Origin of the sequence: Enterococcus sp. 9D6_DIV0238 (genome assembly GCF_002174455.2) — a bacterium.
Classification (GTDB): Bacteria; Bacillota; Bacilli; order Lactobacillales; family Enterococcaceae; genus Enterococcus_L; species Enterococcus_L dunnyi.
Genome location: NZ_CP147246.1, coordinates 2898560 through 2917907, shown reverse-complemented (window position 1 = coordinate 2917907; position 19348 = coordinate 2898560). Strand labels below are relative to the sequence as shown.

The 19348-nt window shown below is 39.3% G+C and carries 19 protein-coding genes; 3 read left to right on the top strand and 16 right to left on the bottom strand.

Annotated elements, in window-relative coordinates; genetic code table 11:
* Nucleotides 1-29 precede the first annotated feature (29 nt).
* A complete protein-coding gene (locus A5889_RS13710; protein WP_087639360.1) occupies nucleotides 30-1190 on the bottom strand; it encodes a galactokinase in 1161 nt (386 codons plus the stop codon).
* 160 nt (nucleotides 1191-1350) lie between these two features.
* Between A5889_RS13710 and A5889_RS13705 the strand changes: the two genes are divergently transcribed.
* Complete coding sequence (locus tag A5889_RS13705; protein ID WP_087639359.1) at nucleotides 1351-1518, top strand: DUF3042 family protein; 168 nt, start codon at nucleotides 1351-1353, stop codon at nucleotides 1516-1518.
* Between the two features lie 329 nt (nucleotides 1519-1847).
* On the top strand, nucleotides 1848-2279 hold the full coding sequence (locus tag A5889_RS13700) for a GNAT family N-acetyltransferase (RefSeq protein WP_087639358.1): 432 nt from the start codon (nucleotides 1848-1850) through the stop codon (nucleotides 2277-2279).
* A gap of 277 nt (nucleotides 2280-2556) precedes the next feature.
* Here A5889_RS13700 and A5889_RS13695 read toward each other — a convergent pair whose 3' ends face one another.
* The 9 genes from A5889_RS13695 to A5889_RS13655 all read right to left on the bottom strand — a co-directional run bounded on the left by A5889_RS13695 (nucleotide 2557) and on the right by A5889_RS13655 (nucleotide 9174).
* Complete coding sequence (locus tag A5889_RS13695; protein WP_087639356.1) at nucleotides 2557-2787, bottom strand: hypothetical protein; 231 nt, start codon at nucleotides 2785-2787, stop codon at nucleotides 2557-2559.
* 49 nt (nucleotides 2788-2836) lie between these two features.
* Nucleotides 2837-4669 carry an FAD/NAD(P)-binding protein gene (locus A5889_RS13690; RefSeq protein ID WP_087639355.1) on the bottom strand — a complete coding sequence of 611 codons (1833 nt, stop codon included), beginning with the start codon at nucleotides 4667-4669 and terminating at the stop codon, nucleotides 2837-2839.
* A gap of 30 nt (nucleotides 4670-4699) precedes the next feature.
* A complete protein-coding gene (locus A5889_RS13685; protein WP_087639354.1) occupies nucleotides 4700-5059 on the bottom strand; it encodes a DUF488 domain-containing protein in 360 nt (119 codons plus the stop codon).
* 137 nt (nucleotides 5060-5196) lie between these two features.
* On the bottom strand, nucleotides 5197-5595 hold the full coding sequence (locus tag A5889_RS13680) for a rhodanese-like domain-containing protein (RefSeq protein WP_087639353.1): 399 nt from the start codon (nucleotides 5593-5595) through the stop codon (nucleotides 5197-5199).
* A 15-nt stretch (nucleotides 5596-5610) separates the two neighbouring features.
* A complete protein-coding gene (locus tag A5889_RS13675; protein ID WP_087639352.1) occupies nucleotides 5611-6582 on the bottom strand; it encodes an ROK family glucokinase in 972 nt (323 codons plus the stop codon).
* Nucleotides 6583-6801 (bottom strand): YqgQ family protein, encoded by a 219-nt coding sequence (locus A5889_RS13670; RefSeq protein ID WP_087639351.1) that lies wholly within the window; start codon nucleotides 6799-6801, stop codon nucleotides 6583-6585.
* A gap of 77 nt (nucleotides 6802-6878) precedes the next feature.
* Entirely contained in the window at nucleotides 6879-7580 is a 702-nt protein-coding gene (locus A5889_RS13665) for a rhomboid family intramembrane serine protease (protein WP_087639350.1), read from the bottom strand.
* A 9-nt stretch (nucleotides 7581-7589) separates the two neighbouring features.
* On the bottom strand, nucleotides 7590-8129 hold the full coding sequence (locus A5889_RS13660) for a 5-formyltetrahydrofolate cyclo-ligase (protein WP_087639349.1): 540 nt from the start codon (nucleotides 8127-8129) through the stop codon (nucleotides 7590-7592).
* A 115-nt stretch (nucleotides 8130-8244) separates the two neighbouring features.
* A complete protein-coding gene (locus A5889_RS13655) occupies nucleotides 8245-9174 on the bottom strand; it encodes an alpha/beta fold hydrolase (RefSeq protein ID WP_087639348.1) in 930 nt (309 codons plus the stop codon).
* A 120-nt stretch (nucleotides 9175-9294) separates the two neighbouring features.
* On the opposite strand from A5889_RS13655, the gene A5889_RS13650 reads away from it, so the two are divergent.
* On the top strand, nucleotides 9295-9849 hold the full coding sequence (locus A5889_RS13650; RefSeq protein WP_087639347.1) for an AAA family ATPase: 555 nt from the start codon (nucleotides 9295-9297) through the stop codon (nucleotides 9847-9849).
* Between the two features lie 46 nt (nucleotides 9850-9895).
* On the opposite strand, the gene A5889_RS13645 is transcribed toward A5889_RS13650, so the two are convergent.
* The 6 genes from A5889_RS13645 to A5889_RS13620 all read right to left on the bottom strand — a co-directional run bounded on the left by A5889_RS13645 (nucleotide 9896) and on the right by A5889_RS13620 (nucleotide 19290).
* On the bottom strand, nucleotides 9896-11626 hold the full coding sequence (locus A5889_RS13645) for a Na/Pi cotransporter family protein (protein ID WP_087639346.1): 1731 nt from the start codon (nucleotides 11624-11626) through the stop codon (nucleotides 9896-9898).
* Between the two features lie 311 nt (nucleotides 11627-11937).
* Nucleotides 11938-12657, bottom strand: a complete 720-nt coding sequence (locus tag A5889_RS13640; RefSeq protein WP_087639345.1) for an MIP/aquaporin family protein — start codon at nucleotides 12655-12657, stop codon at nucleotides 11938-11940.
* 1 nt (nucleotide 12658) lies between these two features.
* Nucleotides 12659-14491: a type 1 glycerol-3-phosphate oxidase gene (gene glpO / locus A5889_RS13635; RefSeq protein WP_087639344.1), complete on the bottom strand. Its 1833-nt coding sequence runs from the start codon at nucleotides 14489-14491 to the stop codon at nucleotides 12659-12661.
* 19 nt (nucleotides 14492-14510) lie between these two features.
* A complete protein-coding gene (gene glpK / locus A5889_RS13630) occupies nucleotides 14511-16019 on the bottom strand; it encodes a glycerol kinase GlpK (RefSeq protein ID WP_087639343.1) in 1509 nt (502 codons plus the stop codon).
* Nucleotides 16020-16481: 462 nt separating this feature from the next.
* Entirely contained in the window at nucleotides 16482-17966 is a 1485-nt protein-coding gene (locus A5889_RS13625; protein ID WP_087639342.1) for a helix-turn-helix domain-containing protein, read from the bottom strand.
* Nucleotides 17956-19290: an FAD-dependent oxidoreductase gene (locus tag A5889_RS13620; protein ID WP_087639341.1), complete on the bottom strand. Its 1335-nt coding sequence runs from the start codon at nucleotides 19288-19290 to the stop codon at nucleotides 17956-17958. Before A5889_RS13620 ends, A5889_RS13625 begins: the two co-directional genes overlap by 11 nt.
* Nucleotides 19291-19348: the final 58 nt, after the last annotated feature.

The window sequence follows — 19348 nt, the reverse complement described above, 5'->3', positions numbered from 1 at the left end:
ATCCTCTTCATTTTAACATAGCTCCTATTTTACTGCTTTTTTGCGCCATCAGCAATCTTTGCTACGTAAAAATCCGCCGAATACCCTACTTTGTCTAAATAGATTTGTCCCACTTTTTGAGTAAAAGCTTCAACATTTTCTTTCTGTACCAAAGCAATACTGCATCCGCCAAAACCTGCTCCAGTCATTCTTGCGCCAAGTACACCTGGTTGATCTTGAGCAGCAAAAACTAGTGTATCCAGCTCTACTCCAGTTACTTCATAATCCTCTCTTAAAGAAGCATGGGAAGCGTTCAGCAATTGACCAAAAGCAGTTAAATCATTTTGAACCAACGCATTCTTTGCTTTGATCGTTCGTTGATTCTCTGTAATTGCATGTTTCGCCCGCCGAATCAAGCGTTCATCCGAAATCAGTTGTTTGTTTGCTTCAAAGGTCTCTTCTGATAACTCACCTAATGAGTCGATCGGTAACTGTGTCTGTAAAAGCTGCAACGCCTTCTCACACTCTGCACGCCGCTCATTATATTTTGAATCAGCTAGCTCTCTACGCTTGTTGGTATTCATGATCACAATAACATAATCACCAAAAGCCGCTGGAACCATTTCGTATTCTAGTGTGTTGGTATCTAACAAAATAGCCTGATCTTTTTGTCCCATACCGATCGCAAATTGATCCATGATCCCAGAATTGACACCGATAAATTGGTTTTCCACTTTTTGGCCCGTTTTAACTAAGTCCAGCATCGGTACCTCCAGTTGAAATAAATCGTTTACAATCACACCCATCAGAAGCTCTATGGAAGCAGAAGAGGAAAGCCCGGCTCCATTTGGGATCGTTCCATAAAATAAAAGATCCATTCCCTGATCGATTTGATAGCCTGCATCGATCAAATACTTGATCATTCCTTTCGGATAATTCGTCCAATCATGTCTTTTATCATAGCTCAAATCATCCAATGAAACTTCAATGATTCCCAACTCAGAAAAATTTTCTGAGTAAAAGCGAATCAATCGATCATCACGTTTTCCAGCCAAACCATATGTCCCGATCGTGATCGCGGCAGGAAAAACATGTCCTCCGTTATAATCCGTATGTTCACCGATCAAGTTGATTCGTCCTGGAGCAAAGTAATTCTCTTGTGCTTCTTTTCCAAAGGTGGATCGAAATAATTGATCAAGCTCTTTTTTCATGTCTATTCTCCTTCTTTTTCATTTAGTAAACTTATTATAAAATATTTACTAAATTTTATCAATAGTTTTAATTACCTTGATCTTTTCAAGCTATTGGATTTTTTTTGACTTTTAGTTCATAATAGAAGTGTCTAAATGAATGGAAAGGAGCATTATCATTATGAAAAAATTTATTTCTGGTATGCTAGTAGGAACTGCTGTTACTTGTGCCGCAGTAGCCGGCTTAGCTGCAACGATCAAAAAAACGGTCATCGATCCGATTGAAGAAAAAGAAGATATGATCGAGGAAAACCGTAAAAAAGCAATGCGCAAACGTATTTCACGTTAAAGTGAAGAAGATGGACAGGAGTTACTTCTGCTTCCACCGTTTATTCGTTTTAAAGAGGACTAGGTCGTAACTCGTAGAGTTGTGTCCCAGTCCTTTTTTTTGAACAGATGATCCTGATCAATCTTGATAGAAAGAAATTTCAACAGCTCACGAGCATCCTTTACATCAATTGACAGACTGGTCAATCCGCTTTAAGATAGACATTATAAATAAAAGTGAGACAGGAGATTTTATAATGTACAGCTATTTTAATTGGGGCTATACTCAGAAAATAATTACTTTACTAACAGAAAGGAGAGGATAAAAAATCAAATAACGGAGGATGTACGATGTTAAAAAAACGAACAGCAAATAATAGAGATCATCATTTAATTATAGAAATGTGGGAACGATCTGTAAAAGCGACTCACCATTTTTTATCAGAGGAAGATGTGGCTTTTTATAAAAAAATCATTCCAGAAAGTTTAGCAAGTGTCGATTTATCTTTATGGGTCGATGAGGAGTGTGTAGTCGGTTTTAGCGGAATCGATGAGGATGAGTTAGTGATGTTATTTCTGGATCCGGATTTTATTGGAAAAGGATATGGCAGCAAGATAATCACTCATTTGATCAACAATGATGGGATAAAAAGAATTGATGTCAACACCCAAAATGAACAGGCAAAAGCGTTCTACCTACATCATGGATTCACTATTGAATCTGAAGATGAACGTGATGGATTTGGTAAACCTTATCCTATTACCCATCTAATCAAAAAATAGAAGTTGATACTCTAATGAGAGTCTTTAGGATCACAAAAGTGACTGAGACAAAACTCTGCGAGTCAAATCCCAGTCACCTGTAATCCGGATAAACGGTGAGAGCAGAAGCAATCCCTTCGGAAATAAGAAAGAATTCACAAAAATTGGCAAAACAATTTTCGTGAATTCTTTCTTATTGCTGTAAAACACAACGAAGAATGAGTTTATGTTGCACAGTACCTACTTGGTTCTCGGGATTAAACACTTCTGTCTCAACCTCTTTTAGTATTACTCTTTTTTAGGATAAATTTCTTGAGAAGTGCGCCATTGTTCCTTTGACTTCAGCCAGTTTCTCAGGTTTGACCAAAGGCAGTACTTTTGCTTGTAATGCATGGAAATCCTCTAAAGTCATTTTTTTCGTTTGTTGATCAGCAAAACTTTGTACAAGGATCGCTTTGGCTTCTTCTTGTTTTTCTGATAATGTATTTTCTAAGAAAAACGCTAAAAATTTCTGTTGTCCGCTATGCATAAGCTTTCTCTCCTTTTTCATCAATCGAATCACATGCTTTATTACTATATCAGTTAAAAATCGTTTCGGCAATTCTATCAGCTTCTCTTAAATTCCAAGGATCCGTACCTGGTCTAGCTGTCGCCGCAGTCAGCCAATGAAGTCCCTCTGTTGGAATCCCATAACAGAACAGACCGTTGATGACCTTTTTATCCGCTCCGATCATTTGACTGTTTCTTTTATCTACTAAAAGAGCACCCGTGGGAGAAATATCTCCAGAGGATAAGGTCAAATAATGAATCGTTCCTAAACCATCTTTTAGAAGTTGCTGTACTAACAGGTTTAAACTCAGCTGATTTTCAGTTTTTGGCAGACGAGCTTCGATCAGAAAATGAGCCGCATATTCATTTTCTGGATCGTCTTTAGGAAATGCGATAAATGTTTCGTTTCGCATTTCTATTTGCATTTCTCCTGCTAAAATATTCACGATTCCTGCTTCGATCAATGCTTCTAACTCGGCAATCCGCTCAAGCGGCGGACCGATCGATAAGAAAGCATTCAACGGCGTAAACCAATCCCATAGCCATTCTTTCGTTTCGTCATCTGTAAAAAGGTCATGATCCAGCATAAAGCGCACTTCATCCCGCAAATCCTTCAGACTATCTAAAGCTGCTGCAAATGGCCCGAAGACATTTCCTTTTTTGGCTGCTTCAATATCCCATAATAAATAGTCCTGTATAAATTTTTTGAAAGACTCCTTCTTTTTGATTGCTTGTTTTGGTTGTTCAAGAAAAGACCAATCCCACCACTCTTCTTCCTTGATCCCAAATTTCTGAAGAACAGTTTCATGCCCTTTGGTCCGAATAAAATCGTCTGTAAACTTACTCCTATTTACCTTTGGATAGTGTTCTTTGAGCAATACCGAATAATAGGCAAATTCAACTTCCTTTTTCAACAAAAAGAAAAATTGCTCTGCAGATAGGTTTTGTTTACGCTTGAATCGATTCAAGCTTTTCTCTTTTAAGAAACGAGGACGATATTCTTCCCCATACCCTTTTTGATTTAATCCTCTGGCATGATATGGGATTCCCCGTCTTGCTCCTGCAATGATTTTCGGTTCTTTTCCAGAAGGATGATAAACTAATTTTCCTGATTTTTCGGTGTAGGTGCCACCTCGATCACTTGTCAGTAAGGTAAGATAGTCAAAAAAAGCCAAGCCTAGTCCCCTTATCAAAAGCGGTTTTTGCTCTTTGACCGCTTCTAGATGAGCATCAGCAGCATTTTTAGGAGCAGAATAATACAAGCGGTGTTCACTGGCGTATGCTGCTAAATTATTCATTTCCCCTGTCAGTTCATTTTCTTGATGACCTAATGCCAAAATCACCTTATCCGCAGTTGTCTCAACAGCTTTGGTGTATACTTGGAAAAGTTCACCCTCTCTTCGGACTGCACGTACAGTATCTTTGAAAAATTTTACCGACGTTTGTTCTGTCATTCGTGTTTGAACATACTCATAAAACCATTGCTGGTATACGCCATATAAAGCTCGGGAACAATGATCGTTCGGACCTAATCTTTCACATTCTTCGATGAAGAAAGCACTATTTTCGCTATTTAGTTTTCTGATAAATGGTATTGCTTCCTGCTTTAGCCACTCAAATAAATTAGGGCCTTTTGCTATTGGACCTGCTGTGCTTAAAGTTTCATCGGTAAATAGAGTAACATGTGAAACGACTGAGTTCATCAATAGTGACGTTGATTGATCTATACGCCACACTTTTCCTCCTGGACCATAAGGATCAAACATTGTAATTTGGACTACCTGTTCATCTCTGGACCATTCAATGATTCGTTCCAACGCTGAAAGTCCACGCGGTCCTCCACCAACAATTGCTATTTTCATCTTATCCCTCCCTTCCCTGAATACAATTTTTTAGTCCAACCTATTCTCTATAATGTCTTTCAATGCAGCAGCATTATTATACGTTTGATCTTTCGCACCATAAATAAGTGTCACGACCGGATAATTCTGTACGATCCTTAAAAGCGTTTGTAAGGCTGTTTTGGCGTCACCGTTCTGTAATTCTACTTGGTATTTTTCTACAAATTCTGGAAATTTATTTTGTTCGTGATTAAACCACTGTCTTAACTCTTTACTAGGTGCAACTTCCTTCAACCATGAATCCAGATGCTCTTTTTCCTTTGACATTCCTCGTGGCCATAATCGATCGACCAATACTCGAAAACCATCTTCTTTTCCAGCTGGTTCATAGGCTCGCTTCAATTGAATCATTTCAATCACCTCATTCTTATTTTATCTTAATTGCTAAAAAAAGAAATGATTATGCTGTCCACTAAAAAGAAAAAACACAGAGAAACAAACGCCGTTCTGAATAGAGTCACCGTTTATTTCTGCTGTGTTTTGATTCATTACATATTTTTCTTCTTCGTTTTACCAGTCCAGCCTTCATAGCCGCCCTTTAAAATATAGACATCGCTAAAGCCATTTTTACGTAATTGGTTCGCTGTACGGATACTCAATGATTTTTTCTGATCATAAAGATAAACTGGTTGGTCTTTACGAATCGAATTCAATGTCGTTTTGATCGTTGTATAAGGCATATTACGCGCACCAAGAATATGACCTGCATCGAAAGAATCTTTTTCGCGGACATCAATGATCTGTGCTTTTCTCATGCCTTCTTTAAATTCTGCTTCTGTGATCGTTTTGGCAGAACGTTTCGCCATAATTCGCAGATATAACTCATTTAATCCCATTGCTAGTAAAATCGTTGCTAAAACAATATTAATAATCCATAAAACGTTCATTCCAAAATCCCTTTCTTACTGTTTCTCCATAAATTGTAAAGCTAAAGAAGCTGCACCGATAACACCGGCTTCATTCCCTAATTGTGCTAGTTTGACCTGTGTGCTGTTGCGAACCTCAGGAAAAGTAAACTCTTCAAAATAAGCTTGGACGCGGCTACGTAAAAATTCCCCTGCCGCAGAAACACCACCGCCAATAACAACACTAGATGGATTTAAGGTATTTCCGACATTTCCAACCGCTAGCCCTAAAAAGTAACAAACACGATCAACGACCATCAGACCAAAAGGATCATCTGCCTGTGCATAGTCAAAGACATCTTTACTTGAGACATCTTGTCCATCGTCGATTGCTTGTTTCAGCTTAGAATCACCTGCATATTCTTCCGACATATGGCGGGCAACACGCACAACTCCAGTTGCACTTGAAACAGTTTCTAAACAGCCACGTTTTCCACATGTACATTCAAAACCACCAGGATCTACGGTAACATGTCCGATTTCACCAGCACAGCCGTTCACCCCATGCAGTAAGTTACCTTCTGCGATGATTCCGCCACCGACGCCAGTTCCAAGTGTGATAAACACAACATCAGGATTATTTTCGCCGGCTCCCTTCCAACGTTCGCCTAAAGCAGCTACATTGGCATCATTATCTAAAACAAAAGGGATTCCTGTTGCTTCTTCGATCTGTGTTTTGACCATCTGTTTTTTGGTCCAGTTGAGATTATAAGCCCCTACAACTGTTCCTTTTTCAATGTCGACACTGCCTGGAGTTCCCATGCCGATGCCAACAAAATCTTCATGTTTCATTCCATAAAGCGACAGACGATGATTGATCGATTCAATAATATCCGGCACGATATGACTGCCTTCTTCTTGAATATTTGTTTCGATGCTCCATTTTTGCTGAATCTCACCGTCTACAGTCAAAATCGCAAACTTAATCGTTGTCCCGCCTAAATCAATCCCTATCAGTTTCTTGTCCATTTACTCGGTTCCTTTCTCAGTTGCTCTGCTTTCTTCAATTCGATGTTCTCTTTGCAAGACACTTCTTGCATGAAGATAGGTGTCTTTGTCGATCAAACGACTTTCATAAATATTTTTCAATTCGATCATCATCAGCTCGATATCATAGATTCTCGCACCAACATAAATATAGATCCCGAATTGTTTAAATAACTGCTGCACATCGTATAACGTTTCCATTTTACCTGCACTTCCTTATAAAAACTAGAGCAGATCGACCACCATACATCTATTGATCCACTCAATCATTATACAAGCTAACTGTATTTTTTAAAACCCAAGACGAAGCATACGCCTAGTAAAAATACAAAAAAGATTCCTGAAATAATTCGTTCATGGATATTGAATTCATCTGAACGATCCGGTACCGCTAACGCCGTGGCAGTCAAAAAACCACCGATCAATCCGCCAATATGGCCCATGATATCTACTTGACTACTAAACAAATTAAAAATCAGATTGATACCGATAAACGTTGCATAACGTTGTACCATAAAGGAAATCGCAGGATTGTTTCTAAAATGGCGACCTAAAATAACAAATGCACCAAATAATCCAAACAATGACGTACTAGCACCTGCTGAAATTGCATTTTGTGAACCAAAAGCAAAGCTGGCAATATTTCCTGCCACTCCGCTAAGCAGATAAATTGCTAAATAACGCCAATGTCCATAAATGCTTTCAACCTGAGAACCGACATAATACAAGGTAACCATGTTTACGACAAAATGCAGCCAGCCAATATGCAAAAACATAGGAGTGAAAAGACGCCAATATTCATGCAAATAAATAATTTCAGCGCGAGACATCGCGCCCCAATCGATCAACACCTGACTGCTCGTCGAACCACCTGAAAGCTCCATCCCCAAAAATACCAGCGTCGTGATACCAAGCAATAGATATGTCACCAACGGCTGATTGAATAGTCGTTTTAATTTCATTTGAGTTTGATAATTCATGTATTCCTCCTAGCTGATAAATAATCGTTTTACCGGCTGATCAAAAGACTCGATCGGCCAGTGCTCTTGAATTTGTTCACTGAATACCAAACTACATGTTTCTCCTTGGAACTGCAGCAAAAATCGATCATAAAATCCGCCGCCAAAACCAATCCGAAACCCCGAACGAGTAAACACGATTCCCGGTACAATCAATAGATCGATCACCTCACGCCCTACTTCAGGTTCATCGACGGGCTCTTCGACACCAAAAGCAGTCTTTGTAAATTTAGTTTCCGGCCCAACTGAATGAAAGGACAGACGCCGCTCAGTATTTGTAACAGGGATCAGCATCGACTTGCCTTCTGCCCAGCCCTGCTTTAACAAAATATGCGTATCAAATTCAAAATCCATTGGCTTCGTGATTGCGATCGTTTGCGCTTTTTGCCAGAGAGGATCGTTGAATAACTGTTGACTGATCAAATATTCCTTTTGTTCTTTTAGTGCTGGATGATCATGGAGCCATTTCAAATTCGCCAAGCCTAATGTTCTTAAACGTGCCTTCTCCATCCAACCCCTCCTAGATAGAAAATTCCCTAAAATTCAGTATTCCAATACTTCTTATCTCAATTTTTGACTTACCTTATAAGTTTATAGAAAAATACCCGAAATAGCAAACAGATGCTTAGTGATTTTCAGAATCAAGCAACTTTTTTTGCAGCCAGCTGCTGATCGCTTTATAAACTTCCTTTTTCTCTTCTTCTAGCAAAATTTCATGCCGCAGCTCAGCAAAGAGAACCAACGCTACATCGATAGCCGCTTGGTCTAATTCTTTGGCAACTTTTCTAGGTCCTTTACCAAAGTCACCGACTGGATCTTGTTCTCCGCTAATAACCAATATCGGGATGTTTTTCTCAATGTTTTCAGCCCAGCCTTTTCGATTTGCCTTATCGACCAATCGAAATAGTGTATAAAAGCCGTTGTTGGTAAAAGTAAAACCTGTCAACGGGTCTTGCTCATATCGTCGAACATTTTCCTGATTTTTACTTAACCAGTTAAAAAATCCTGGTTCAGGAAAATGCTTATTGAATGAACCAAATGCTAGCTGATCCAATTTCTTATTGATTTTTTTAGGAAATGTCATGTTTAATCCGCCTGTTAAGGATAATGCAAGCGGCAGCATGGCAGCTTTTTGGCCCGTTCCCATGAAAATAGCCCCGCTGATTTGAGGGTTATATTCCTGTAAATACGTCCGCAAAGCAAACGAGCCCATACTGTGACCAAGCATAAAATGCGGAAGTTCGGGATATTTCTCTGCGACCCAGCTGTTGACTTGATCGATATCCTCTAGCACGAATCCGATCGAATCACCCTTGCCGAAATAACCATGCGTTGAATGTTCTGCAGAAATCGATTCTCCATGTCCTAAATGGTCATGACCAACAACGATAAAGCCTAGATCATTTAAGTAAACGGCAAAATCATGATAACGCTCGATATATTCTGCCATCCCATGAATCAGTTGGATCGTTGCGACCGGTGTTTTCTCTGTTGTCCAGTAAATCAAATGATTGTCTGTCTTCTGATCTGCTGACAAAAAAGTTTGATGTTCCATTGCCATCCCTCTTCTCGATTGATACTATATATTATATGTTAGCACTGAGCGAATTACTACCCATCTTTAGTTTTAGCTACAAAAAATACAGGCAGTGCCTTTAAAGAAAGGAGTGACATGATGAAAATTCAAATCATTGGTGCTTCTGGCACCGGAAAAAGTACTTTGGGCCAATATATTGCTGAAAAAGAACTAGTGAAATGGATCGATACTGACCGCTACATTTGGCAAGACGACACCTTCACAAAGGATTATGCTATCCCTGAACGTTTGAAACGCTATCAAAATGACCGCAAATTATTTAAAGACTTCATTGCTTCCGGCTCCGTCTTTGGCTGGAATCCTGAAGGCTTTATGGATCGTGACCTATTGGTTTTTCTTTTTCTCGATGAAGATCTGCGAATGGAGCGCCTGAAAAAAAGAGAAATCGAAAGAGGCGGCGATTCTGCACTGATTTTTGATGAAAATGGTGAGCAAACAAATGAGTTTATTGAATGGTGCAAAACCTACTATAATGCTCAGAAGCCTTCAGATATAGGAACCTATGCTGAGCACCGCTACCAAATTGAACATTCAGTAAGTCCGGTTCTAAAGCTAAATAGTGATAATTCCTTGGAAACATTACATCACTTAATCATCGACGCATTTCACAAGCAATATAAAGGAAGAAGCTGATACCAACAACGTGTTGCTCGGTATCAGCTTCTTCCTTTATTCGATTTCATTCTGATTGCAGCGTGATCACAGGATTGACCGATTGATCGACCACGATCTCCTCGGTCCCGTATCGTTCCCCTAAAATGTATTTTGCAATATGGATCGTCCGATCACTCATTCGTTCCAAATTCGACGCAATGTCAATAAATAAAACGCCATCTGCGGCACGCCCCTTACCACTGTTCATTGTTGAAATATATTTTTTCCGGAGCTTTTTGACCATTTGATCGATTTGTTCCTCTCGATCCAGCATGTGAGCAGCCATCTCTTTGTCATCATTTTCAAAGGCAACCAAAGAATCACGAATGTTTTTCATGACTTTTTCAAATAGATCGACCACATCTTCATCATATAAAATCAGAGAGTCCCGTTCAGACACTTTTCCAGCCTTCTTGTCTTTTGCTTTTTGCTTCTTTTCAAGCTGAATTGCTTCTGTAAGATTTTGGATAATGTTTCGGCAATGATCACCGATCCGTTCAAGATCTTTCGTCAGCTCCAGCATCATCGTTTGTTCATGACTTTCAGCTATCGATAATTCTACAGCCGAAAGCTGAACGAGATATTCCGTTAAACGGTTGTCGATGTCATTGATAGCTGTTTCATATTGACCAGCATTTTCTTTATCGATCTCATGTTGATTTTCATAATAGGCTTTCGTTGCATCGAAAGCGCCAAGAACATAATCACCCATTTGCAGCAACTCGATCTTCGCCTGATTAAGTGCTAAAGTTGTTGAGCTTTGAATAATGGATTCATTCAGATTTGATGGTTTGAAATCAATACTTTTATCTTTTCCTGGAATGATTTTTCGCACAAATAATTCGATTTTGTCGATAAACCAAAATTGGATCAATAAATTCGATACATTGAATAAACCATGAGCAACAGCGATCTGCATTGCCGGTTGAAGATTAAACACATCAGAAATACGGACAACAACAGCTGTGAACGGTGTCAACAATGTCGTAAAAATAATCGCCCCGATCAAATTGAAAATCACATGCGCTGCGGCAGTTCTCTTTGCAGCCACGCTGACACCTAAAGCAGCAATGACCGCCGTGATCGTCGTACCAATATTGTCACCAAATAGAATCGGCAGCACTGAACCGATCGCTAAACTCCCTTGACTATAAAGCTGTTGTAAAATTCCGATCGTCGCACTGGAGCTTTGCAGCACCATTGTCAATAACGTCCCGATTCCTACCCCTAAAACTGGATGATGAGACACATTGACCATCAGCTCCGAAAACTGCGGCAAATCACTTAACGGCGCCATTCCATCTCCCATCAGTTTCAATCCGTAAAATAAACAACCAAAACCAAAAAGAATCTGACCGATCGTATTGACTGTCTCACGTTTTGAAAAGAAAAGTAATATCGAACCGACGCCAATGATCGGTAAGGCATACGAGCTTAAATTGAACCCAATAATAAATGCGGTGACCGTCGTACCGACATTCGCTCCCATGATCACACCGATCGCCTGACGTAAAGACATAAAGCCGACACTGACCAAACCAACGGTCAAAACCGTTGTTCCCGAGCTACTTTGAATAATTGCTGTCACAATCAAACCTGCTAAAACAGAACGTAAAGGTGTCGAAGTAAATGTATTTAAAATTTCCCGCAACGAATCCCCAGCGGACTTTTGCAAACCATCTCCCATATACTTCATACCGAACAAAAATATTCCTAAACCGCCTAGAAAAGGAAATAAAACCTCTTGATAGGACACACGTGTTCCTCCTCTTACCTTGACTTTTTACTTTGTTACGCATTACACAAAAACGTTTTCACTTTTAAGAGTACAGAAAAATCCATAGGTTGTAAATAAAATATTGTTATTTTCATTAAAAATTCATGGTCCCTCATTTTCTACAAGCCACTGAAATACTCTACATGAAAAAAGGCTGAGATAAAAAGCGTTTAGCTCTGATAAATTAAGAAGGAGTTACTTTTTTTCTCGCCGTTTATTCAAAATCAAAGCCTGAAACAAAACTGTTTTTTAGTTTTGCCTCAGGCTTTTCATTTTATTTTATTCTTTCATTAAACCATCAACATGTATACACCAGCAGCGATCACTGCCCCGATAACAGGTCCGACGATCGGTACCCATGAATACGCCCAGTCAGAAGTTCCCTTTGTTGAAATCGGTAGTAATTGATGGGCTAAACGCGGACCAAAGTCACGCGCTGGATTGATCGCATAGCCTGTTGGTCCACCAAGAGATAGTCCGATCGCTAAAATCAAGGCACCAACGATCAGAGGAGTCAAACCATCAGTAATACTATTTTGTGAAAATGACAGCAGTCCTAAAACTAAAACAAATGTACCAATAATTTCTGTGATCATATTTGCCGGATAGTTACGAATCGCAGGTCCTGTCGCGAATGTCCCTAACACAGCTCCTTGATCTTCTGTTTGATTCCAGTGAGGCAAATAGGCCAACCAAACTAAGAATGCGCCAACAACAGCTCCTAGAACCTGCGCAATGATGAATGGAACAACTAATCCCCATTCAAAATTGCCAGCCATAGCCATTGCGATCGTTACAGCAGGATTCAAATGCGCCGGTCCCATAAATCCAGAGATATAAACCGCCATCGTTACCGCCATTGCCCAACCAAAAGCAATCACGATCCAGCCGGAAGCTTCTGCTTTACTTTTTTTCAGATTAACAGCTGCACAGACACCATCACCTAAAAGAATCAAAATCATTGTTCCTAAAAACTCACTAAAAATCTGTGTCATACTAGAAGTATCCATTTTACTTCGCTCCTTCTTTCAATGTCGTTAAATCAGATTCCGCTATTAGTTGATTCAATTCTTGTTCATAACCTGCTTTTTGTTGTTCGGACCAATCATAGTAATTGGCCATTTCAGAAATAACCCCTTGTTTGACTGTGTCCAGTGTATCTCGCATAAACAACACATGATTCGTTCTGCGAATGAGATAATCAGAAGGAGTCAACGTCATTTCATTTTCAAGTGCATAATGCAATCCTAAGGTTTCTGCTAAAGTCAATCCTTCAACTGGGGTTGTCTCAGAGATTTTTTCAAAGAGCTGTGTCACATTTGAGCCATATAAATGGGCGAGATATTCTGCATCCTCCTCAGGTAATCCTTGCTCAACGCCATATCTTGCTAACGCTTTCAATTCTGCTTCAGCATTAGTAGCATCGATATCTCCACCAGAGACTGCATATGTTTTCGAATCGATCAGCTCAATAGTTTTGTTAAATTCTTCTTTTAGGATACGTTGAATTTCTTTAAGCGCACCTTCAGCCATTTTACGGTAATCAGTGATTTTCCCGCCAGATAAGGTCAACAAACCATCCTCAGAACGCTCCAGCAAGCTTCCTCTAGAAACAGCCGATGGGTTTTCTTTGCTTTCAGACAAGGAATCTTCTAAGTGATTTAAGACATTTTCTACATCAAAACGAGTGGCCGTTTTTTGCTGATATTTTTCAACGATATCAATGACCTGATCAAAACTTTGGTCAGAGACCTTTCCATTGTTCCCGCCATTATAGTCTGAACCACCATTTTCAGAAATCAGCGGACGCAGTCCAGCCCAGCTTGATTCGATATCATCGATCGTCACATTTGCTTCAGGATAGCGATTATTGACGATTTCCAGCAAGTAATCTACATCTTCCTGAGTCACTGTTGGATGTTCATAATCACCCGTATAGTCCGTATCCGTCGTACCAAAATACGTTTTCTTTTCTCTTGGAACAACGAAGACCATTCGGCCGTCATGCTTCCCTGTATCAAAATATGTTGGTTGGGGCACAAACAGCTTACTGCTGTCGACAACTAAGTGAACACCTTTAGTCGGACGCATTTGCGGAGTTACTTTTTCCTTAGTATCTAGTCCGCGGACTTTATCAGACCATGGGCCAGTTGTATTGATCACGATATTGGCTTTGATCTCAAACTCTTCGCCTGTTAATAAGTCTTTTGCTTTGACTCCGCTGATTTTCCCGTGATCATAAATAAATCCGACTGCTTTGACTTTACTGACCATTGCTCCGCCATCTTGAGACGCGCGTTTGATATTTTCGATCACCAGTCTAGCATCATTGTTTCTAAAATCTAAATAGACACCGCCGCCTTGTAGTCCTTCATGTTTAAGCTGAGGCTCACGCTCTAAGACTTCTTCTTTTGTTAATGTATAGTTTTCATATTTGGTGCCGATCACGTTCGCTAAACGGTCATATAGATCCATTGCAACCTTGACTGAAAACATGTTGAAAGTCGCCTTCGGCTCATCGTAAATCGGTAAAAGCATAGGATCAGGTTTGGGGATATGAGGAGCAATGGCTTGAACAACTGCCCGCTCCTGCACTGTATCCGCCACGACTTCAACATCAAAATTTTTCAAATAGCGAATCCCGCCATGAACTAATTTCGTAGAACGTGAAGAGGTTCCTTCAGCAAAATCCTGCATTTCGATCAAACCGGTCTTCATTCCAGTCGCACTTGCTTGCAGCGCAACACCTGCTCCTGTAATTCCTCCGCCAATAATCAACAAGTCTAATTGTTCGTTTTTCAAGGTTTCAATCGATTTTTCTCTTGTTTTTATTGAAAATGTCATCACTGTTCACCTCTTCCTTCTATTTCGATTTATGCTTAAACATTTGCGTTGCTGCAACAGCCTGCTGCCAACCTTCATACAAATCATCGCGTTCAGCATCAGACATTTTTGTCTCAAAAATTTGTCCTTCTTCATAGAACGCTTTTAATTCATCTAGGTCTTTCCAGAAGCCAACTGCTAATCCTGCTAAGAAAGCTGCACCTAAGGCAGTCGTTTCAAGATTTTGAGCTTTTTGAACAGAGGTATTTAAAATATCTGCTTGAAATTGCATCAATAAATCATTATTGGCTGCACCGCCATCTACCTTCAAGATCGGGATATCGATGCCTGTGTCATTTTTCATCGTATCAATGATATCTCGTACCTGATAAGCCACTGACTGTAATGTTGCTTTGACGAAATCTTCTCTCGTTGTTCCGCGAGTTAAGCCAAAAACTGCACCTCTAGCATCAGAATCCCAGTAAGGAGCGCCCAGTCCAGTAAATGCAGGCACTACATAAACTTCATTTTTATTATGAGATTCATTTGCAACTGCTTCTGATTCTGCAGCTGTTTGGATCATTTTTAAGCCATCTCTCAGCCATTGAACAGCTGAACCAGCGACAAAAATACTTCCTTCTAGAGCATAATAGACTTTTCCATTGATCCCATAACCGATCGTTGTTAATAAATTATTATCTGAAAGTTGTGGTTTTTCTCCTGTGTTCATTACAATAAATGAGCCTGTACCGTACGTATTTTTGACCATTCCAGGTTCAAAAGCCATTTGGCCGAATAATGCTGCTTGTTGGTCTCCAGCCATACCTGAAATCGGAATTTCGCTACCATAAAAATGGTAATTCTTCGTTAAGCCGTATACTTCAGAGTTAGAGGTTGCTTTTGGTAACATCACACGCGGAATATTCAAAATATCTAAGATATCTTGATCCCAATCTAAGTCATGGATATTAAATAGCATTGTTCTGCTGGCGTTCGAGTAATCTGTTACGTGTGTTTCTCCGCCTGTCAGCTTCCAAACTAGCCATGTATCGATCGTTCCAAAAAGCAACTCACCTTTTTCAGCACGCTCTTGAGCACCTTCGACATTATCTAGGATCCAACGAATTTTTGTGGCAGAAAAGTAAGCATCTACGATCAAACCAGTTTTCTCATGGATCATATCACCATGTCCATCCTCTTTTAACTGATCTGCGATCGGCGAAGATTGACGTGACTGCCAAACCACTGCATTATGAATAGGAAGACCTGTCTGCTTATCCCAGACGACAGTTGTTTCACGCTGATTAGTAATCCCAATACCAGCAATGTCTGTTGGGCGAACACCAGATTCGATCAAAGCTCCAGCAATAACCGATTGTACTGAATTCCAAATCTCATTCGCATTATGTTCGACCCAGCCTGCTTTTGGAAAATACTGTGTAAATTCCTTCTGTGAACTTCCAACATTGTTCCCTTTTTTGTCAAAAATAATTGCTCGTGATGAAGTAGTCCCTTGATCGATCGCCATGATGTACTTTTGTTCTGACATTGTAATTCCTCCTAAATAATAAAAGTGTAATGGGCTCGTCCTGACTCGACAGAAAAATAGGAAAAAATTGAACGGTGTTTTTTCGCCGTTTCCATTTTTTATCTTTTTTCCGAGAGACAAGCCTGTGGAACTAGATAATAATAAAAGTGTAGTGGGCTCGTCCTGACTCGACAGAAAAATAGGAAAAAATTGAACGGTGCTTTTCGCCGTTTCCTTTTTTTATCTTTTTTCCGAGAGACAAGCCTGTGGAACTAAATAATAATAAAAGTGTAATGGGCTCATTCAGAATCAAATCATAATCCTAAACAAAATTGAAAACGCTTTATATTTCATGAACTTATAATATACGCAAATTGATTCCTAAAAATGTCATCTTTTTTTTTATTTTTAAAATAAATGAATGTTTTTACTAAAAATCCACTAAGGACAAGGAAGAAGCTGAAAAATTTTCCTCAACTTCACTCAGCCTTCTTTTTTCTTATTTCCATGATACCCTCGGATTTTCTTACGAATTTGCTCGATGTCATACGTTGATCCAAGTTCGGATAATATATAAATCTCTCCAACAGATCGGTAAACTGGCGGGTTCATTACATTAGTGATCAAAAGATCATAAGTATACTTCGGATCATACGGTTCGATCGTTAAGCCGTTCAAATTTTTCAAGCTTAAAACCAATACTTGAGTCATTGCTTCTTTGTATAGCAAATCCATTTTTAAATCGATGCCTACACGGACTTCTCCAATGATTTCAAAATCAATGATCGAAAGCACACTTAAATATTTCACCAACGACCATTCGTGCAAACTATTTCCAGGCTCATAACGTTCACCCAAGTAACTAAGACTTTTATCCAAAAGAACATGGGCAAATTCACCTAAACGATGACTGGATAATTGTTGCTCTTTTTGCCAAATATTCTCCTTGTCGAATAGCTCTAATTCTCCTTTAAAAAAATAAAGCCTGCTATGAATCTGTGAGAAGTAATAAAAGATCTTTTTTTCCAATTCAGGATAAAATTTTTGTGGACGATAGTATAGAATCACATGTTCCAAAACAAATGTGTCCGCTAGTGAAGACGGTGTGCGCCGTCCGCGTACCAAGCTATACTGGATAAAATCAGTTTCAGTTAAAACAGACATACTTGTTAAGAAAATAAAATGCAGCATACTTTCTTCTTCATCGATCTCAAGCGGATAACGACTAAAAAAACGCAATACGAACGAACGAATCGTTTTAAAAAAAGGATCTTGCTCAAGGTTTTGGCTTTTATTTCGGACTTCTTTAAATGTTTTAGACTGAACTGCCAATCTTTTTTTACTGATCGTCAACCACAGACTGATCTTCAGTTTTCCATATTCCTCAAAGGAGAGCGACAGTGCTTTTTCCAGTGCTTCGATAATGCGGATATTCTGCTGTGTCAAGGTGCGCTCCCTGTGCTGTTCGTATGGTGTCAAAAACCAATAAACTTGAAAATAAAAATATCGAATCTGCAGTTCTTCACCTTTTAGCTGTCCATTTCGGATTTTCAGACCGAATTCAGTCAGCAGCTGGTTCAACTCTTTGATTTTTCGAAATAAGGAAGATTCACTGATCATAAATTTTGTTGTCAACTGAGCCATCGTAAACTCTCGATAATGAAACAGATGGTCGATCAGCTGAAACTTGATCGATGCCCGTATATAATCATCAACGACTTTACTGACTGAAAATCGATCGGACATTTCTACAGAAACCCATTGTCCATCATAAAATAAGCGACAGTCTTTACTATATGGATTTAAATAATAACCTAATTCTTTTAAATCACTTTCAAAAGATGCCTTTGATACACCTAAATGATTCAACAGCTCAGTGTCTTCCATACGACCGCCGGCTAAGATCACTTTTTTCAGTATTTGGATTTCTCTTGCTTCTTTTTTGTCTAGTAATTCTTCAGTTTTCATCGGCATCACTCCATAAAGCAGTAAACGCGAGTTGATTTGTGATATCCATAGCTGTGGAGAAATAAGGATGGTATAAAAAATCTTTTTGATAAAATTGCTCTAATGTTTGTTCTGTCTGAATGCCTAAAGCAAGCGTGTTGATCTTATCCAGAATATCAGCTTTTGATACCAGCTGAGCGCCCAAAATCCGATGACTTTCCTTTTCAAAAATAATTTTCCCAGAAATCTCTTTTTCTCCAGAAAATAAAGAACTCGTTTGCTTTAAATGAGCAACTTCGATCGGCTGATCATGAAAAAGGCCTTCTGCTTCAGTCAAACCTGTACTTGCCACATAATAATCAACAAGCTTCGTACCGATCGTACGAATCGAGCCAATAAATTTTGTCGTAGGTTCTAGTAGATTTTGAGCAACTACAGCACCAGCTCTAACTGCATTATTCACTAAGGGTATATAGAAAGACTCATTCGTCAAGCTGTAAGGTACTTGAATACAATCACCTATTGCAAAGATATTTTGATGAGATGTTTGTAAATAGTGATCCACATAAACGGTTTGGTCTGTGTGGCTATCGATTTTTTCATCTAAATAACTTAAATCTGGCCGGACATTCATCGCAAAAACAGCTCGATCGACCGTTCGACGAGAATGTTGCGTTTCTATCTGTAATCCATCGTCCTTCTCTACGATTTTTTCAACCGTTTCATCAAAATGAAACACTACCCCTCTGTTTTCCATCTCCTGTTGCACAGGTAAAATCATTTCTTGATCAAAATATTTAAATAATAGATAGTCCATTCGTTCATATAAATGAACACTTATCCCTTTACTTAACAGCGTATCAGCAGCTTCTGCACCAATTTGACCACCGCCGATCAATGCAACCTCTTTGCAATTTTCCAGCTGAGCGATCGCTTGCTTGACGCCAGCTAAAAATTTATACTTGAGCACCTTCTCAGAATCGCTCCCCATGATTTTCGTTGACCATTGGCTAGAACCTGTAGCTAAAATCAACTTATCAAAAGATAAGATATTGAGCTCGTCTGATCGTTGATAGTGGATGACCTGCTGATTTGAATCCATGCTCACTACTTTTGCATTCAACAATAACTCGATCCTGTTTTCTTTCAATTGCTGTTCTGAAACAAAGCGAAGCTCTTCGACCGTATCTACAGCTTCGTTATAATAGAGAGTCAATCCACCTGGCAGATAACCGACTGTCGCTTGCTTTTCAACCAGATAAATCTCAGCTTCAGGGTATTTTTTTCGAATCGTAAGAGCTGCTGAAACTCCTGCGAATGATGCACCAATAATCACAACTTTCACTGCATGACCTTCTTTCAAAAATTACTAAACCGTTTTCTTAAAGGATAGCATATGCGTA

Bases quoted from the DNA above. Each gene is read 5' to 3' on its own strand.
- A5889_RS13675 (WP_087639352.1), bottom strand. From the start codon at position 6,582: ATGGACAAGAAACTGATAGGGATTGATTTAGGCGGGACAACGATTAAG.
- A5889_RS13685 (WP_087639354.1), bottom strand. From the start codon at position 5,059: ATGATTCAATTGAAGCGAGCCTATGAACCAGCTGGAAAAGAAGATGGT.
- A5889_RS13695 (WP_087639356.1), bottom strand. From the start codon at position 2,787: ATGCATAGCGGACAACAGAAATTTTTAGCGTTTTTCTTAGAAAATACA.
- A5889_RS13710 (WP_087639360.1), bottom strand. From the start codon at position 1,190: ATGAAAAAAGAGCTTGATCAATTATTTCGATCCACCTTTGGAAAAGAA.
- glpK (WP_087639343.1), bottom strand. From the start codon at position 16,019: ATGTCAGAACAAAAGTACATCATGGCGATCGATCAAGGGACTACTTCA.
- glpO (WP_087639344.1), bottom strand. From the start codon at position 14,491: ATGACATTTTCAATAAAAACAAGAGAAAAATCGATTGAAACCTTGAAA.
- A5889_RS13700 (WP_087639358.1), top strand. From the start codon at position 1,848: ATGTTAAAAAAACGAACAGCAAATAATAGAGATCATCATTTAATTATA.
- A5889_RS13705 (WP_087639359.1), top strand. From the start codon at position 1,351: ATGAAAAAATTTATTTCTGGTATGCTAGTAGGAACTGCTGTTACTTGT.
- A5889_RS13640 (WP_087639345.1), bottom strand. From the start codon at position 12,657: ATGGATACTTCTAGTATGACACAGATTTTTAGTGAGTTTTTAGGAACA.
- A5889_RS13680 (WP_087639353.1), bottom strand. From the start codon at position 5,595: ATGAACGTTTTATGGATTATTAATATTGTTTTAGCAACGATTTTACTA.
- A5889_RS13665 (WP_087639350.1), bottom strand. From the start codon at position 7,580: ATGAATTATCAAACTCAAATGAAATTAAAACGACTATTCAATCAGCCG.
- A5889_RS13660 (WP_087639349.1), bottom strand. From the start codon at position 8,129: ATGGAGAAGGCACGTTTAAGAACATTAGGCTTGGCGAATTTGAAATGG.
- A5889_RS13625 (WP_087639342.1), bottom strand. From the start codon at position 17,966: ATGAAAACTGAAGAATTACTAGACAAAAAAGAAGCAAGAGAAATCCAA.
- A5889_RS13650 (WP_087639347.1), top strand. From the start codon at position 9,295: ATGAAAATTCAAATCATTGGTGCTTCTGGCACCGGAAAAAGTACTTTG.
- A5889_RS13670 (WP_087639351.1), bottom strand. From the start codon at position 6,801: ATGGAAACGTTATACGATGTGCAGCAGTTATTTAAACAATTCGGGATC.
- A5889_RS13690 (WP_087639355.1), bottom strand. From the start codon at position 4,669: ATGAAAATAGCAATTGTTGGTGGAGGACCGCGTGGACTTTCAGCGTTG.
- A5889_RS13655 (WP_087639348.1), bottom strand. From the start codon at position 9,174: ATGGAACATCAAACTTTTTTGTCAGCAGATCAGAAGACAGACAATCAT.